This is a genomic window from Streptomyces sp. 2323.1 (assembly GCF_900221035.1).
In the GTDB taxonomy this organism is placed as follows: domain Bacteria; phylum Actinomycetota; class Actinomycetes; order Streptomycetales; family Streptomycetaceae; genus Streptomyces; species Streptomyces sioyaensis.
Genome location: NZ_LT907981.1, coordinates 1,259,940 through 1,275,789 on the forward strand (window position 1 = coordinate 1,259,940; position 15,850 = coordinate 1,275,789).

Genomic DNA, 15,850 nt, shown 5'->3' on the forward strand with positions numbered 1-15,850 from the left:
GGTCATCGACCACCCGCGGGGGTCTGTTGGCGGGCGGGCGTGGACAGGTACGGGCGGACGCTCTTGACCAGCATCGACATCTCGTAACCCAGGACCGCCACATCGGCTTCACGGCCGGCGAGGACGGCCAGACAGGCGCCCGAACCGGCGGTGGAGACGAACAGAAAGGTCGACTCCAGCTCGACGACGACCTGGAGGACGTCGTCGCCGTCCCCGAAGCGCACCCCCGCGCTGCGGGCGAGGGAGTAGAGGCCGGAGGACAGGGCGGCCATGTGGTCGGCGCTGTCCGGGTCGAAGCCGTGGGCGGCCTTGACCAGGCCGTCCGAGGTCAGCAGGAGCGCGCTCCGGGCGTGCGGCACCCGTTGTACGAGCCCGGTCAGCAGCCAGGACAGGTCGGTGTGCTGGCTTCCCGGCAATTGCGAGTGCGCCTGCGCATGCACATCACTCACCATGGTTGCGGTCGTCTCCTCGGGGGCGGGCCATCGGGGCGTCGTGGTCACGGTCGTAGAGAAGGTCGTTGCCGGCCGGGCTGCCGGTGTCGCCGCCCGGGGGCGGGGGGATGGCGTGCTCGCCGGTGTCGCGTGCGTAGCAGTCGTCGGCGAGGCTGAATCCGCGCCGGAAGGCGGCCATCAGGCCGGGGTCGTGCTCGGGTTCCGGGCCCGTGCGGCGTGCGGCGGACGGCAGGATCGGGTCGCCGCGCAGCTCCGGGACGAGATGGGTCTGCTTGCGCCGCCGGGGCAGCCGCGGGCGGGCGCTGTCGTCCACGGCCGGCGGGGCGGGCGGCAGCATGACCGGGCCGGGGTCGGCCGGGCGGTCGGTGGGGGCGAGCTCGCGGGGGTGCGGCTCGGGCGTGCGGGTGTCGGCCATGGGGACTTCAGGGGTGCGGGCGCCCGAGGCGTGGACGAGCCGGCGGCGGGCGGCGCCGGAGTCGGGACCGGGGTCCGCGGGAACGGGGACCGGGAACTCGGCCGTACGCTCGTCATAGCCGCGTGACGACAGGTCGAGCGCGGGGTCGGGGGCCGGGCCGGGGCGGGGGATGGCCACGGTCGGGAAGCCGTCGGCGCCCGGTTCATGGCGGTCATGACGCGCGTGCCGCGCCGGGCCGGCGTCCGGGTCGTCGGCGTAACCGGCGACGTACCCGCCCTCGTACCCGCCGTCGTGGTCGAGCGCCGGGACGGTGTCCGGGGATCCCGTGGGCGCGGCATCCGTCCCGCCCCGCTCCCCGTCGGCCGGTTCCGCGCCGAGCAGCCCCTGGGGCACGATCAGGACGGCCTGGACGCCGCCGTAGATGTTGCTCTGCAGCCGGACAACGATGCCATGCCGCCGGGCGAGCGAGGAGACCACGAACAGCCCGATGCGGCCGTCGCTCAACAGCTCGGCGACATCGACGTGTTCGGGGTCGGCCAGCAGGGCGTTCATCCGGTTCTGCTCGTCCGCCGACATGCCCAGGCCGCGGTCCTCGACCTCGACGGCGAGACCGGCGGTGACGAGCTGGGCGCGCAGCAGGACCGGGGTCTGCGGGGCGGAGTAGATCGAGGCGTTCTCGACGAGTTCGGCGAGCAGGTGGATGACGTCGGCGACGGCGTGTCCGCGCAGGGTGCCCTCGATCGGCGGCACCAGCTTGATCCTCGGGTACTGCTCGACCTCGGCGATCGAGGAGCGCAGTACCTCGGTCATGGACACCGGGCGGCTCCACTGGCGGCGCGAGATGGCGCCGCCGAGGACGGCGAGGTTCTCGGCGTGCCGGCGGATGCGGGTGGCCAGGTGGTCGACGTGGAACAGTCCCTTGAGCAGATCCGGGTCCTCGACCTGGTTCTCCAGCTCGTCCAGCAGCTCGATCTCGCGGTGGACCAGGGACTGCAGCCGGCGGGCGAGGTTCACGAAGACCTCGACCTTCTGCTCGCTGCCGCTGGCGTTGCTGCGGGCGATGGCGACCGCGTCGATGACGGCGGACTCGGCGGCCCGGCCGGCGGCGGCCACCTCATGGGCGAGCAGGTCGAGGGTGTCGCCGGTGGGCGCGAGCGCCGTGTCCGGCTCGCGGCGCTGGAGCCATTCGCCCTGCCGTACCCGGTCCAGCAGGTCGTAGAGGTCGGACTGGCTGCGGGCGCAGACCTGGCGGAGCCGGGCGTAACGGGCCACGGTGGCGCGGGCCTCGGCGTTGGCGGCGGCGCCCGCGGTCAGCACGATGACGCAGACCAGGGCGAGCCCGCCGGCCAGGATCACCCACTCCCGCCCGGACAGCCGGGCGCCGCCGGCCTGCACGACGAACGCGGCGACGGCGGTGCAGACGACGGCGACGAGGAGACAGGGGACGGCGGCGAGCCGGACCAGCCGGGACCGTATCGCCGAATCGGCGGCCGACTCGGGGAACGAAGCCCGGCCGTGTCGTCCGCCGTCACGCTCCCGCCGCCGGGCGGAGGTGGGGACAGCAGCGACCCCCGGGGAGCTCTGGGGTCCCGGGGACCTCTGAGCTTCCTGGGACATCTGGGTCCCCTGGGGGAATGCGGTAGGCATCGGCGCCCTCCGGATCGGCCGTTGGCAGTTCGCGGAGCACGCACGCTAGTTGTTACGGGGGTAGTGTCCGGAGCTACTTCGGGCTTTCGCTACCCCTCGCCACCTCCTTGAGTGGGCGCGTGACGCACATCAGTGCGACGTAATCCGAACTGTCGTTCAGCGAGGCGGAGTTGCTGCCTCCGGAAGCGACCTCCGAGGGCTCACGGACGGCATCCGTGGCCGCGCGGCACGGCGGGCCCGGCCCGGCCGGCGGCGGACCGGGCCGCACGGCATCCGTTGCTGCACGCCGCTCACCACTGACGAAGCCCCGGGTCGGCCTGATTCAATGGCCGCCGAGGTGACAGACATGGTGACTACCGACCGGATACTGGCGTTCGCAGCGATGTCGCTGCTGGTGATCGTGATCCCGGGACCGAGCGTGCTCTTCGTGATCGGCCGGGCGCTGGCCCACGGCCGGCGGACGGCCCTGGCGACGGTCCTGGGCAATGTGCTGGGCTCCTACCTCCTGGTGGTCGCGGTGGCACTCGGGCTCGGCTCGCTGGTGGAGCGGTCCGTCACGGTCTTCCTGGCCGTGAAGCTTGCCGGTGCGGCCTACCTGGTCTTTCTCGGCGTCCAGGCCTTCCGGCACCGCAAGGACATGAAGATGGGGGCCGGGGACGCGCCCGGGCCGGCGGCCCGCGGCGATCTGCGGACGATTGCCGACGGCCTCCTGGTCGGCGTCACCAACCCGAAGGGGATCGTCTTCTTCGCCGCCGTACTCCCCCAGTTCGTGGACCCGTCGGCGGGCGGGCTGCCCACCCAGATGATGATCCTGGGCCTGGTACCGATCTGCATCGGTCTGATCACCGACACCGTGTGGGGGCTGACGGCCTCGGCGGCCCGCGGCTGGTTCGCCCGCTCCGAGCGCCGGCTGTCGATGATCGGCGGGGCCGGCGGCTTCGCCATGATCGGCCTGGGTGTGACGGTGGCGGTCACCGGCCGCGCGGACTGACCGCGGCGGCGCCCGGAGCCCGTGCGGCCTGCGCCGCCGGGTGCGGCAGTCGGCACCGCGGCGGGCTCAGCGGCTGCGGTACGCGGCGGCGCCGCGCCGGTACTCCTCCTTCTCCCGGCCGAAGTCGGGCACCTCGGCGGCATCGCGGTCTCCGGGGCCGAAGACCCGGTCGAGGGCGTCCGCGCCGTCACCGGCTTCGGCCGCCCGCGGCAGCATGGTGTCCTCGTAGGCGGTGATCGCCGCGTCGACGGTGTCGTGGCGGGCAAGGGCGAGCGCGAGTTCGCATCCGTCGAGCATGGCGAGATTGGCGCCGTTGCCGCCGAAGGGCGCCATCAGATGGGCGGCGTCGCCGAGCAGGGTGACGCCGGAGGTGTGGGGCCAGGCGTGCGGGGCGGGGAGGACGAACAGCGGGCGGTGGACGTAGGGCCCGTCGTTGTCGGTGATCAGGATGCGGAGCCGCTCGTCCCAGCCGGTGAACTTCTCCAGCAGCGCGGCGCGTACGGCCTCGGTGTCGCTGAGGTCGGTGCCGGCCAGGCCCTCCCCGTCCGCGTCCTCTCGGAGGGCGATATAGGCACGCACATGCTGGTTGCTGTTGCGCTGCGCGAGCAGCCCCTTGTGGTCGCCGGTGGCGAAGGTCTGCCCGTCGCCGACGAGTTCGGCGACGGCAGGGTGGTCGGTGTCGACGCGGTCGAAGTGGGCCTCGATGAAGGTCACTCCGGTGTGGACCGGCGTGGCGTCACTGACCAGCGGCCGCACCCGTGACCAGGCGCCGTCCGCGCCGATGACGAGGTCGGCGTCGGTGGTCGTGCCGTTCTCGAAGGTGAGGCGGTGGGTGCCGTCCGGGCGGGCGGCGGCGGAGCGGAGGGTGTGGCCCCAGCGGACGGTGCCGGGGGCGAGGGAGCCGGCCAGGAGCGTGCGCAGCTGGCCGCGGTCGATCTCGGGCGCGGCGTTCTCGTCGGCCGGGGGCCGGTAGTCGGCGAGGACCTCACCATGCCGGCTGAGGACGCGCATGGCCTGCCCTTCCGGCCGGGCCAGGGCGAAGAACTCGTCGAGGAGACCGGCTTCTTGGAGGGCGATCTGCCCGGAGTCGGCATGCAGGTCGAGGGTGCCGCCCTGGTTGCGGGCGTCGGCGGAGGCGTCGCGGTCGTAGACGGTGACCGCGATGCCGTGCCGCTCCAGGACGCGGGCGCAGGTGAGGCCGCCGGGACCGGCCCCGATGACGGCGATGCGGGGTGCGGATGTGGGTATGGACGTCGAGTTCATGAGGGCTCCGTTCGGTCGGGACGGTGCGGGTGGGGGCGTACCGCTGCCCCGCCACCGGTCCACACAGAAGAGCACACTCACTAAAAAAGTGCAACGAGTCAACTTTTCAATCGAGGCAACAAGTGGGTACAGTGCAGCAGTGAGCGATACACCGAAGCCCGTGGGGCGCCGCGAGCGCAAGAAGGCCGCCACCCGTCAGGCGCTGGCCGACGCGGCCCTGCACCTGTTCCTGGAACACGGCTATGACCAGGTCAGCGTCAAGGACGTGGCGGAAGCCGCCGATGTGTCCACCACGACGCTGTTCAAGCACTTCCCCAGCAAGGAAGCGCTGGTCTTCGACGAGGACGCCGACCAGCAGGCCGCCCTCGTCGCCGCCGTACGCGAACGGCCCGCCGGCCGCTCCCTCCCCGCCGCCCTGCTCGACCACGTCCTGCGCACCCTTCTCCCCACGGCGACCGACCCCGGGTTCGCCCGCTACAAGCAGCTCGTCCTCAGCACGCCGGCGTTGCGCGAGTACGGCCACCGCATGTGGATGCGCCACGAGGCCGCCCTCGCGGAGGCGATCGCCGACGAGACCGGAGCCCCCGAGGGCGATCCGGCCTGCGCCGCCCTCGCCCACTACGCCCTGGATTCGGTCGCCCTCGCCCACGGCCGGGACGATCCCCGCACGGCCCTCGAAGCCGCCTTCGCCCTCCTCGAACACGGCTGGGCCGGCGCCACCCGGGGCCCGGGCAAGGGGGCTTGAGCAGCAGGAAGGCGGAGGAGGGCCCGCGGCGCACCTGGCCCGGGCCACTGCCTGCTGTCGGGACCGGCCTCAGCGGTCCGCGGCGAGGTCCACATCGGTGGGGGAAACCACCGGGGTCCAGGCGGGCCAGCCATGGGCGGGCGGCACCGCGATCGCCCGCCACCACGGGTAGACGGCCGGCGGATCGGCGGGCTCGAAGGGCTCTCCCGGCCGGGGGTGTGCGGTGGCGACCCCGGCCTTGCGGGCAGCGGTCATCGTCCAGTCGGCAGGCTCCGCCCAAGGGTGCAGCGCCAGGTTGAACGTGCCCCAGTGGATCGGCAGCAGCACCCCGCCGGGCGCCCCGCCCTGGAGGTCGAGGTGGGACTGCACGCCCTGTTCAGGGTTCATGTGGATGTCCGGCCACATGCCGGGGTGCCGGGTGTCCGAGGTGGGGTTCTTGGGCCAGAAATCGCTGTACGCGCCGATCTGGATCATCGTCGCGTCGAACGGGCCGTGCGCCGCGCCGATCTCCGCGAAGCCGGAGAAGTAGCCGGTGTCGCCGCTGTGAAAGATCCGGTGGTCGGGCCCGGCGACCACCCAGGAGGACCACAGGGTGTGCTGCGGACCGCGCAGCCCGCGGCCGCAGAAGTGCTGCGCGGGGGTGGCCGTGAGGGTCAGCCCGCCGAAGCGGGTGGACTCGTGCCAGTCGAGCTCGGTGATGCGCTCCGCCGGCACCCCCCAGAACTCCAGGTCGGCGCCGATGCCGAGCGGTACCACGAAAGCCGCGCCGGTGCCGGTCAGGCGCTCGATGGTCGGCATGTCCAGATGGTCGTAGTGGTCGTGCGAGATCACCACGACGTCGACCGGCTCCAGTTCGTCCAGCCCGATGGGTACCGGGTGCAGCCGCTTGGGGCCGGCCCAGTTGAACGGCGAGCAGCGCTCCCCCCAGACCGGGTCGAAGAGCACCCGCTGGCCGTCGATTTCGGCCAGCACGCTCGAATGCCCCATCCAGGTGAGCCGCAGCCCGGAAGCGGGCGGCTGTCCCAAGTCCCCGGCGGTCGGGCGGTACACCGGAATCGGGCCGATCGGCGCCCGGCGCAGCCGTCCCTCCCGGCTCAGCTGCGCCCGCGCCATCTCCAGCGCGGCACCCTTGGGCGGTCGTCCGGTCGGCACCGGATTACGGAACTGACCGTCCACGAACTGCGGCGATCTGCGCATCCTGGCCAGCCGCTCACCCGTGGGTTCGATGCCGAAGCTCGCGGGACGCAGCGCGGAAAGGCCAGTGCGGCGGGGGCGGGAACCGGTCACGGCACCTCCATGGTCAGGGCGAACGCGAAGTGATACGGGCCGCGTGGGCGGCAGGCTCCGGCACACCGCGCCACTCGGCGCCGTCGTACGGCTTCCGCACCACGACACCCGGACTCAACACCATCACCCTCTGAGGCAAACCGCGCGACCGGCCGTGACATTCCGGAAATCGGGTGTGACCTTGTCCGAGGGGGATGTGGCGGTCCCGGCGCCGCCCTTTTCGGCACGTCGGACGCGTCCATTGCGGTGAGCTGCGCCCGGCACCCGAGGGTGGCGCCGGCCGCCGCCCGCCCGCGCCCTCTCCAGTGCCCTACTCCCGCCCGAATTCCAGGACGAGATGATCCTCGACCGGGCAGTAGCCGAGACGCTGGTAGAGGGCGTTGCTGGTGGGGTTGGCGAGGTCGGCGAAGAGCAGCAGCTCCTGCGTGCCCAAGGCCCGTACGGCGCGGGAGACGGCGGCCGTCACCGCTCCCGCATAGCCGCGTCCGCGCAGCTCGGGCGGGGTGTAGACGGGGGCGACGCGAGCCGCGCCGAAGAGCGGAGGGGTGTGGCCGGCCATCGAGACGGGACGGCCGTCGGTCTCCCACAGCAGGCAGCGGCCGCCCGCGATCCGGGCGTCGACCGCACGGCCGTCGCGGGGCGGCGGGTCACCGATCTCCGTGGCGAAGGCGGTGAACCAGGCGAGCAGCAGATCCCGGTCGGCCGGCCGGGCGCGCCGGGCCGTGCCCGGTGGTGCGGGGGACGGCTCGATCAGCTCGTCCAGCCGGTAGAGCCGCAGGCGTTCGGCGGTGGTCACCGTGCCGCCGTGCCGCCGCTGCCAGGCGCCGGCGACCGCCTCGGCCACCGCCCGGCCGGCGTTCACCCCCGGGACGTCGAACCGCTGGGCGGCCAGCGTCTCCACCAGCTCGCCCGCGGCCTCGTCCGGCATCGGTGGGAGCAACACCGTCCGCGGCGGTGTCCACACGAACGCGGCCCCGACCGGGTCCTGTCCGTCGCGCCGCCACCAGCCGAACGCGGGCGCATCCGCCCCGTACGCATCCGCACCGAGCGACCGCAAGGACGACGTCACGGACAGCAGCACCGAGTGCGCGGCGGGCCGGCTGCGCAGGAACGCTCCCGCAGCCGCCTCGAAGTCCGCGAGATTCCGGGTCGTTGTCCACGTCATGCCTCATCCTCCCGTGGGCCGGCGCGCGGCCGCAGCCGCTTTTCGGGGGCCGGCGGGCGCCCCCTCGACGGCCGTGGGCGGGCTGGGGAGACCGGGGCGGCGCGGCAGGAAGACGGTGCGCAGGAAGACGCGCGGGGCGACGAGCCGGGTGGGCGGTGCAGTGAGGCAGAAGACGTCCCGGAAGGCCGCGCCGACGACGGGGTCGATCGCGGCGCGGGCGACGAGCCGGTCGAGGTACCACGTGGTCAGCCGCTCGCCGGGGCCGGCCGTGCTGTCCTCGGGGCCGGCATACGGGCGGTCCGCGCCGACCGCGGCGAGCCAGGCGGGCTCCACGGCACGGGCCACCGCCCGCTGCGCCTCGGCGGTGCTCCCGCCGCCCGCGAGCGTGCTGCGGACCGCGAGCGCGCCGAGGGCGGCCACCGACATGCCCTGCCCGTACACAGGGTTGAAGGTGCAGCAGGCGTCCCCCAGGACGAGGAGTCCTTCGGGCAGCGCACCGGACCGTTCGAAGCGCCGGCGGCGGTTGCAGGTGTCGCGGAAGCCGTACACGGGCGAGCGCGGCTCGGCCCGGGCGAGCAGTTCATGGACGTACGGGTCGCCGATCGTCGCGCTGAACGCGGTGAACTCCGCCGCGTCCGTGGGCGGGTGGTGCCCGCGCACGCCGGACAGCGTCAGCAGCCAGTTGCCGTCCTCGACCGGCACGTACGCCCCGCCGCGCGGGCACTCCGGCCAGCCGGGGACATTGACGGCCACGTCGGGCGCGGTGGCCGGGTCCTTGGGGCGGTACATCCGGGTGGCGTAGGCGATCCCCGCGTCCACGGTCTCCTCGTGCGGGGCGGTCCGGCCGAGGTCGCCGTACCACTGCGGAGTGCGGGAACCGCGGCCCGAGGCGTCCACGACGAGCGCAGCCCTCAGCTCGCGCACGGACCGTCCGGCCGGCGCACCGTCCCGCGACCGCACCCGTACACCGGTCACCCGGTGGGCGTCCCCGGTCAGTCCGACGGCCTCGGTCGCTTCGAGGACCTCGACGCGGGTGGCCGAGCCGGCGGCCGCCCGCAGCACCCGCTCGCGGACCACCGCGTCCAGCACCGGCCGGGTGACGCTCAGGGTGCGGTGCCGGCGCTCGTCGAAGCGGCGCTGCCAGCCGGTGGGGGTACGGGTGAGCAGATCGCGCGGCAGATCCAGGCTGCGGGCGCCCGCGTCGCCGAGGGCGTCGAGCGTGCCGGGCAGCAGTTCCTCCAGTGCCCGCTGGCCGCCGCTGAGGAGGATGTGCAGGTGGCGGGCCTGCGGAACGCCCTTACGGAAGGCGGGCCCCTCCGGATAGCGATCGCGTTCGACGACCGTGATCGCGTCGACCTGCCCGATCAGGGCGGTGACGGCCAGCATCCCGGCGAGCCCGCCGCCGATGACGAGCGCGGTGCGTCCCCCGTTGGAGTGCTCTGCCATGCCTGCCTCGCTCCCCCGCCGGCCCGTCCGGCCGCCGTACGCCCCGTTCGTCCCTGTCGCCGGCCGGCTCGCCGTACCGGGGATCCGCTCGCCGCTTCCGGAAGCCGATCATCGAGGCTCCTCAGACTTCAGTGCCTTCGGCGATCGTGTCAACGGCCCCTGTGGGACGCCGGTTTGAGGACTGTGCGGCGCCTTTCGCAACCCGCCCGCCGTCACTCGCTCCCCACTGGCCACAGAACACAATCCTGGCCCCTAACGGCTCGTTCTCTCCTCGTGTCACCAGATTCCCTGACATCCCGTCATGCGCCGCGCCTGCGTCTAGACTCCCGGCAGCGGACGCACCTCGTCCGCAAACGGTCTCACCAGCAAGGGATTCGTCTCACCAGCAAGGGATCCAGGGACGCTTGTGACATTCCAGCAGGTTTCTGAGCCGTATGACGCCTATGACGTCCTCGTCGTCGGCGGGTCGGGGGTGGACACCGTCGTGCCGGTCGGCGCGCTGCCGATACCGCTCACCGATTCCTCGGCGGTACCCCCCATTCGCGAATGGGTGGGACACACCGGTACCGGCGTCGCGCTGGGCTGCGCGGCGCTCGGGCTCACCACCGGTTTCGTGGACTTCATCGGCGACGACCACCACGGCAGCCTGGTCCGCGAACGGATGGCCGCCACCGGCGTCGACTTCCGGCCGCTGATCTCGCCGCACGGCACCCGGCGGGCGGTCAATCTCGTCGCCCCCGACGGCCGCCGGATGTCCTTCTACGACGCCCGGGACCCGCTCGACCTGCGGATGCCGCCGGAGCACTACCTCCCTGCGCTGCGCCGCGCCCGGCACGTCCATCTGTCGATCACGCACTTCTCCCGCTTTCTGTACGACGACATCGAGGCGCTGGGCCTCCCCGTCTCCACGGATCTGCACGACTGGGACGGGCTGACGGAACATCACCGCGAGTTCGCGCTCCGCTCGGACCTGGTGTTCCTCAGCACCGCCGGGGCGGGGGAACGGATCGCGTCCGTCATGAGGGAGATCCTGCACGAGGGGCGTGCCGAGGCCGTGATCGCGACGGCGGGGGCGGGCGGTGCCTATGTCCTAGGCGCCGACGACCGCTCCCCCCGTCCGGTGCCGGCCGTGGTGCCCCCCGGCCCGGTCGTGGACACCAATGGCGCGGGCGACGCCTTCACCTGCGGGTTCCTCTACGGCCGGCACTTGGGCCGGAGCCTTGAGGACTGCGCGCGGCTGGGCGCCGTCGCCGGGGCCCATGCCTGTACCTCGCCCGGCACCCACACCACCCTCGTCGGGCCGGACGTGCTGCGCGCGGTCCCCACCACGGCGCCGGCCCCCACCGCTCCGCCGCACTCCCCCGCACCGCCCGCCGCAGATCAGCCCTTGCGGCCCACGCCGCCGTAGAAAATGGTGTTGTTGAGCTCCTCCGCGCCGGGCACCGCACCGTCCGGCCGCCATAGCGGGACCCGTACGACACCCGGTTCCAGCAGGGTGAACGGTCCGAAGAGCGGCTCGATCCCGGCCTTCGTGCGCAGATTGAGGGTGGCGGTGGAGCTCTGGTAGACGCTCACCACGCCATCGCGGGCCCGCTCGTCCGTGCGGCCCTGGGCGTAGGCCTCGTAGGGTTCACCGGTGGCGTGCGACAGCACGAGACAACTGCCCGCGGGGAGCGCCTCGGCGAGGGTGGCGATGAGCGCGGCGGGATCCTCGTCGTCGCGGATGAAGTGCAGTACGGCCACCAGCAGCAGCGCCACCGGCTGGTCGAAGTCGATCAGTTCGCGGACGGCCGGGTGGTTCAGCACCGCCTGGGGGTCGCGGACGTCGCCGAGCACGAACGCGGTGCCCTCGGTGGTCGTCAGCCGGGCCCCGGCGTGGGTGGCGACGATCGGGTCGTTGTCGACGTAGACGACGCGGGTGTCGGGCGCGGTCTCCCGGGCCACCTCGTGGGTGTTGGGCGAGGTGGGAATGCCGGTGCCGATGTCGATGATCTGGCGGATGCCGCCGGCGACCAGTTCGCGCACCGCCCGCCGCATGAAGGCCCGGTTGGCGCGGGCGCTGAGCCGCACCTGCGGGTGGACCTCGATGACGCGCTCCGCGGCCACCCGGTCGACCTCGTAGTTGTCCCAGCCGCCGAGGTAGTAGTCGTACATCCGGGCCGGGTGCGGCCGGCTGGTGTCGATCTCCTCGGCCGCGAAGCCCGAGTGCTCGGGGCCCTGGACGTACGGTCCGAGGTCCGTGGCCCCGTCGTCCGGTCCGTGCGGGGATATGTCCTGCTCGCTCATGCCGTCCTCCGGTCGGTGCACCGGGCCGGCGCCACCGCGAGCAGGAAGTCGGCGTGGCCCGCCTTCGCCCCCTCGATGAAGCTCACCATTTCGCGGTGCGTGTAGATCAGGGCCGGGCCGTCCGGGTCGGTCGACTGGCGCAGCGCGATCCGGCCGTCCCCCAGCCGCATCGCCTCGACGCACTCGCCGCCGTTTCCGCCGCTCCACGGCTTGTGCCAGCCCTCAGTGCCCAGCTCTTTGGCGGGCATGCCGTTGTAGATGCGTATGCGATCCATGGTTCAGATCTCCTTGCGAAAGCCACCCAGAATGGCCTCGGTGTGGTGTGCCGGCGCGGCCTGCGCACACATCCGGTCGAGGGCCTCCAGGAACTGCGAGACGTCGTTGCGCTGGTCGAAGTACACGGCTCCGACGAGGCTTTCCGCGTATGCGATGTCCGGGAGTTCCGGGATCGGGAAGCGGAAGAGGTGGAAGGGGCCGTACATGGCCGGGTGCGGGCCGGCGGCGAAGGGCATGATCTGAAGCCGGACGTTCGGCAGCGCGGTGGCTTCCCTCAGCCGGGAAATCTGCTCCCGCATCACCGAGGAGCCGCCGATCGGCCGCCGCAGCACGGTCTCGTCCATGACGACCCACAACATCGGTGCGTTGTCGCGGGTCAGCAGGGACTGCCGGGCCATCCGCAGGGCGACGATCCGGTCGATGTCCGCCGGGGAGGCGTGCGGCATGCCCGCCCGCAGCACGGCGGCGGCGTAGTCCTCGGTCTGCAACAGGCCGGGGACGTAGTGCGGTTGGTAGGCCCGGATGAGGTTGGCCTCGCTCTCCAGGCTGACGAATGCGCTGAACCACTCGGGAAGGACGTCCCGGAAACGGTGCCACCAGCCGGGCTTGTTGGCCTCGCGGGCGAGGGAGAGGAAGCCCTCGATCTCGTCCTCGTCGACCACGCCGTACGTCGCCAGCAGCTTCTCGACGTAGGGGAGTTTGAGGCCGACCTCGGCCTTCTCCATGCGCCGTATCGTGGCGTGGGTCACGTCGAGGGCCGCGGCGGCCTGTTCGTAGGAGAGCCCCGCTTTCTCGCGCAGGTCCTGCAGTCGCTTACCGAGCACCACCCGCAGGACGGTCGGTGCACCTGCCGACCGTGGGTCCGCCACGTCCGATCGCCTCCAACTGATTTCAGTGTGCAGCAGTGTGTCATGCCGTCAGTATCGCGAACAGACTGGTTCTTACGATTCTGCAAATTGCAGAGTGATCCTTGCCATCGGTCACCGACATCGCACATAGTTGCGGAGTGGCTTCCTCCAACAACGCTCCTTCGTTAGGGCGCTGTGGCAGCTCTGTCGCCCAGTACCCGCAGGACGCGTTCCACTTGCCGGCGCTACGCACGTCCGTGCCCGAGGCACGCCGGCGCGTCAGCGCGCTGCTGAGCGAGTGGGGCGCGGATCAACAAGTCCGCGACGACGTGGAGTTGGTGGTTTCCGAGCTGTTCACCAACGCTCTGCGGCACACCGACAGCGAGAAGGTCGGGTGCGAACTCGCCCTGTTCGGCGGGCACATACGCATAGAGATCACGGACCAGGGCGGCCCGGAGAATTCGGCGCCGCACGTCCAGCCCGGCAGCGTGGACAAGGAGTGCGGGCGGGGACTGTTCCTCGTCGGCGCGCTGTCCGACAGCTGGGGGTCCCGGCCTGCCGACGGCGGACCGGGCCGGGTCGTCTGGGCGGACCTGCCCTACACCGGTACCGCAGCGCACTGAGGCCCCGCTCCGCCGTCGGCGGAACCGGGGCCTTCGTCATGCCCGGGCCGTTTTCGGCCGGGCGGACGCTACAGCGGCAGCAGATCGGGGCGCTTCGGCTCGATGTGATCGCCGGAGGACTCACCGCGCAGTCGGCGGCCGATCCACGGGACGAGGTGCTCCCGCGCCCAGTGGATGTGGTCCCGCCGCGTGTCGGCGGCCGACCGCTCCGCCTCCGGCGGCCACGGCTGATCCGGGTCGGCCGGCACCCGCATGCCGAGTACCTGGGCCGCGCGCAGCGCCACCCGGGTGTGCCCGTCGGCCGACAGATGCAGCCGGTCCTCGCTCCAGGCCCGCCGGTCCTGCACCGACTTCAGCGACCACAGATCCAGGACCGGGCAGTCGTGCCGGTCCGCGATCGCCCGGACGTGCGCCGTATACGTCGCGATCTTGCCGCGCAGATGCTTGAGCACGGGGACGCCACGGGTGTCGAAACCCGTGCAGACCAGGACCGTGCCGACCGACCGGCTCAGATCGCGGACCGCCGCCTCGTAGCGCTCGGCGACCGCGTCCGGGTCCGAGCCCGGCCGCAGGATGTCATTGCCGCCGGCGCAGAACGTCACCAGGGCGGGGGCGAGCTCCTTCGCCCGCGGCACCTGTTCCTCGACGATCTGGTCCAGAAGCCGTCCCCTGACGGCGAGATTCGCATAGCGGAAATCCCCCTCCGCCTGCTGGTCCGAGAGCAGGACCGCGAGCCGGTCCGCCCAACCGATGTACACCCCGTCAGGGCCGGGATCCCCGACCCCCTCTGTGAAGCTGTCCCCGACGGCTGCGTACGACCCGATGGCGCCGTGGGCGCCGCTGCTGATGTTCTTCGAATCGTCTGCCACGTCAGGACATACTTCACCTTGAGAAGTGACTTACGCCACCGTAACCAGGGGTTGACGGCGGGTGATTAACGCCACCAAGTCAAATTCTGCCCAAACGGGAATAGAGATCGGCCGCACCTTGCTTCCCGAGCGCTTTGCCGCACTCCTACACGCCTGCATTGCGGCCTGATTGCCCCTTGCATCAATGTCGTATCGTCGGATGATGACCCGCCTCGTCGACGAGCAGCGTCGGCGGCCGACACCAAGGAGCGCCCGTGACGCAGACGCCGCAGGTCCCACCGGCCCAGACCGAGCTCGCGGAGGTCCGCAATTTCCGCGATGTGGGCGGGCTGCCGACCGTGGACGGGCGTCGCGTACGGGAGGGCAGGCTGTTCCGCAGCGGGCATCTCGCCCATGCGACCACGGACGACGCGGCATTTCTGGCCGGTCTCGGACTGCACACCGTCTTTGATTTCCGTAATGCCTCGGACATCAAACTGGAAGGGCCGGATGTCGCGCTGCCCGGTGTGCGCAATGTGAACATTCCGCTCACCGACCCGGCCGACGGCGCGGAGTTCTGGACGATGGTGCGCGACGGTGAGCTGGACGAGCTGCGCAGCGCGCTCGGCGACGGGAAGGCCGCGGCCCGGATGGCCGCCACCTACCGCCACATCATCACCACCCGTACCGAGGACCACAGCCGGGTGCTGCATGCGCTCGCCGAGGACAGCGTGCCGGCGCTGATGCACTGCGCGGCCGGCAAGGACCGTGCGGGCCTGTCCGTGGCCGTGACCCTGCTGGCGGTCGGCGTGGAGCGGGACGCCATCGAGGCGGACTACCTCAAGTCCAACGACCCGCACCGCCGCTACAAGATCCGCCGCTCGGACAACTCGGCGGTGGGGATGTCGCCGGAGATCTTGGAGCTGCTCTCGCCGCTGTTCGGGGCGCACACCGACTACCTCACGGCCGCCTACGACGCGATCGAGCGGACCTGGGGCTCGACGGAGGCGTACCTCACCGACGGATTGAAGCTGACCCCCGCCGTCCGGGAGCGGCTCCGGTCCCAGCTCCTGACGGACTGACACCCGCGCGCGGTCCCTGTGGCAGGCTGCCCGGCATGATCGACAACTATGAGTTCTCCAGCGATCCGGCCCGGCTGGACGCCGCACTGGTGCACCACTGGCTGTCCACCGACGCGTACTGGGCGGCGGGCCGTTCACGGGACAAGCAGGACCGGGCGATCGCCGGCTCGCTGAACTTCGGCGCCTACGACACCGACTCGGGCGCCCAGGTCGCCTATGCGCGGGTGGTCACCGACCAGGTCACCTTCGCCTGGCTCTGCGATGTCTACGTCGCCCCGGCGGCGCGCGGCAAGGGGATAGGCACAGCGCTGGTCACCGCGGTCCGCGACCATCTGGCGCCCTACGAGGTACGCCGCATTCTGCTCGCCACCGCCGACGCCCACGAGGTCTACGGGAAGGTGGGGTTCCGCCCGCTGACGGAACCCGCGAAGTGGATGGCGTACGGGCGCCAGTAGGGAGCGTGGCGGCGGCCGCCC

At 72.1% G+C, this 15,850-nt stretch carries 16 protein-coding genes; 6 read left to right on the top strand and 10 right to left on the bottom strand.

Annotation, left to right across the window (positions count from 1 at the left end):
* Positions 1–2 precede the first annotated feature (2 nt).
* Both CPH93_RS04815 and CPH93_RS04820 read right to left on the bottom strand, forming a co-directional pair.
* Positions 3–452, bottom strand: a complete 450-nt coding sequence (locus tag CPH93_RS04815; RefSeq protein ID WP_093486795.1) for a roadblock/LC7 domain-containing protein — start codon at positions 450–452, stop codon at positions 3–5.
* A complete protein-coding gene (locus CPH93_RS04820; RefSeq protein WP_096212058.1) occupies positions 442–2,484 on the bottom strand; it encodes a sensor histidine kinase in 2,043 nt (680 codons plus the stop codon). Before CPH93_RS04820 ends, CPH93_RS04815 begins: the two co-directional genes overlap by 11 nt.
* 376 nt (positions 2,485–2,860) lie before the next feature.
* Here CPH93_RS04820 and CPH93_RS04825 point away from each other — a divergent pair, with 376 nt between their 5' ends.
* Positions 2,861–3,505 carry a LysE family translocator gene (locus tag CPH93_RS04825; protein ID WP_093489406.1) on the top strand — a complete coding sequence of 215 codons (645 nt, stop codon included), beginning with the start codon at positions 2,861–2,863 and terminating at the stop codon, positions 3,503–3,505.
* Between the two features lie 66 nt (positions 3,506–3,571).
* On the opposite strand, the gene CPH93_RS04830 is transcribed toward CPH93_RS04825, so the two are convergent.
* Positions 3,572–4,768, bottom strand: a complete 1,197-nt coding sequence (locus CPH93_RS04830; RefSeq protein ID WP_096212059.1) for an FAD-dependent oxidoreductase — start codon at positions 4,766–4,768, stop codon at positions 3,572–3,574.
* Between the two features lie 160 nt (positions 4,769–4,928).
* Here CPH93_RS04830 and CPH93_RS04835 point away from each other — a divergent pair, with 160 nt between their 5' ends.
* On the top strand, positions 4,929–5,513 hold the full coding sequence (locus CPH93_RS04835; RefSeq protein ID WP_096212060.1) for a TetR/AcrR family transcriptional regulator: 585 nt from the start codon (positions 4,929–4,931) through the stop codon (positions 5,511–5,513).
* Between the two features lie 69 nt (positions 5,514–5,582).
* Here the strand turns inward: CPH93_RS04835 and CPH93_RS04840 are convergent, their stop codons facing one another.
* The 3 genes from CPH93_RS04840 to CPH93_RS04850 form a co-directional block, all read right to left on the bottom strand.
* Positions 5,583–6,800 (bottom strand): MBL fold metallo-hydrolase, encoded by a 1,218-nt coding sequence (locus tag CPH93_RS04840; protein ID WP_096212061.1) that lies wholly within the window; start codon positions 6,798–6,800, stop codon positions 5,583–5,585.
* A gap of 310 nt (positions 6,801–7,110) precedes the next feature.
* A complete protein-coding gene (locus CPH93_RS04845) occupies positions 7,111–7,965 on the bottom strand; it encodes a GNAT family N-acetyltransferase (protein WP_096212062.1) in 855 nt (284 codons plus the stop codon).
* 3 nt (positions 7,966–7,968) lie between these two features.
* Complete coding sequence (locus tag CPH93_RS04850) at positions 7,969–9,411, bottom strand: NAD(P)/FAD-dependent oxidoreductase (RefSeq protein WP_096212063.1); 1,443 nt, start codon at positions 9,409–9,411, stop codon at positions 7,969–7,971.
* Positions 9,412–9,817: 406 nt separating this feature from the next.
* Here CPH93_RS04850 and CPH93_RS04855 point away from each other — a divergent pair, with 406 nt between their 5' ends.
* Positions 9,818–10,819 (top strand): carbohydrate kinase family protein, encoded by a 1,002-nt coding sequence (locus CPH93_RS04855; RefSeq protein ID WP_096212064.1) that lies wholly within the window; start codon positions 9,818–9,820, stop codon positions 10,817–10,819.
* On the opposite strand, the gene CPH93_RS04860 is transcribed toward CPH93_RS04855, so the two are convergent.
* The 3 genes from CPH93_RS04860 to CPH93_RS04870 are packed head-to-tail and all read right to left on the bottom strand — an operon-like array spanning position 10,792 to position 12,842.
* A complete protein-coding gene (locus CPH93_RS04860) occupies positions 10,792–11,697 on the bottom strand; it encodes an SAM-dependent methyltransferase (protein ID WP_173909717.1) in 906 nt (301 codons plus the stop codon). The two genes, CPH93_RS04855 and CPH93_RS04860, sit on opposite strands and share 28 nt — an antisense overlap.
* Positions 11,694–11,972 (bottom strand): DUF397 domain-containing protein, encoded by a 279-nt coding sequence (locus tag CPH93_RS04865; RefSeq protein ID WP_006602002.1) that lies wholly within the window; start codon positions 11,970–11,972, stop codon positions 11,694–11,696. Before CPH93_RS04865 ends, CPH93_RS04860 begins: the two co-directional genes overlap by 4 nt.
* A gap of 3 nt (positions 11,973–11,975) precedes the next feature.
* Positions 11,976–12,842 (bottom strand): helix-turn-helix domain-containing protein, encoded by an 867-nt coding sequence (locus CPH93_RS04870; RefSeq protein WP_096212065.1) that lies wholly within the window; start codon positions 12,840–12,842, stop codon positions 11,976–11,978.
* A 215-nt stretch (positions 12,843–13,057) separates the two neighbouring features.
* Between CPH93_RS04870 and CPH93_RS04875 the strand changes: the two genes are divergently transcribed.
* A complete protein-coding gene (locus CPH93_RS04875; RefSeq protein ID WP_096212066.1) occupies positions 13,058–13,444 on the top strand; it encodes an ATP-binding protein in 387 nt (128 codons plus the stop codon).
* A gap of 68 nt (positions 13,445–13,512) precedes the next feature.
* Here CPH93_RS04875 and CPH93_RS04880 read toward each other — a convergent pair whose 3' ends face one another.
* Entirely contained in the window at positions 13,513–14,313 is an 801-nt protein-coding gene (locus tag CPH93_RS04880; RefSeq protein ID WP_006602005.1) for an SGNH/GDSL hydrolase family protein, read from the bottom strand.
* Between the two features lie 254 nt (positions 14,314–14,567).
* Here CPH93_RS04880 and CPH93_RS04885 point away from each other — a divergent pair, with 254 nt between their 5' ends.
* Positions 14,568–15,374, top strand: a complete 807-nt coding sequence (locus CPH93_RS04885) for a tyrosine-protein phosphatase (protein ID WP_093486776.1) — start codon at positions 14,568–14,570, stop codon at positions 15,372–15,374.
* A gap of 35 nt (positions 15,375–15,409) precedes the next feature.
* Positions 15,410–15,829, top strand: a complete 420-nt coding sequence (locus tag CPH93_RS04890; RefSeq protein ID WP_096212067.1) for a GNAT family N-acetyltransferase — start codon at positions 15,410–15,412, stop codon at positions 15,827–15,829.
* Positions 15,830–15,850: the final 21 nt, after the last annotated feature.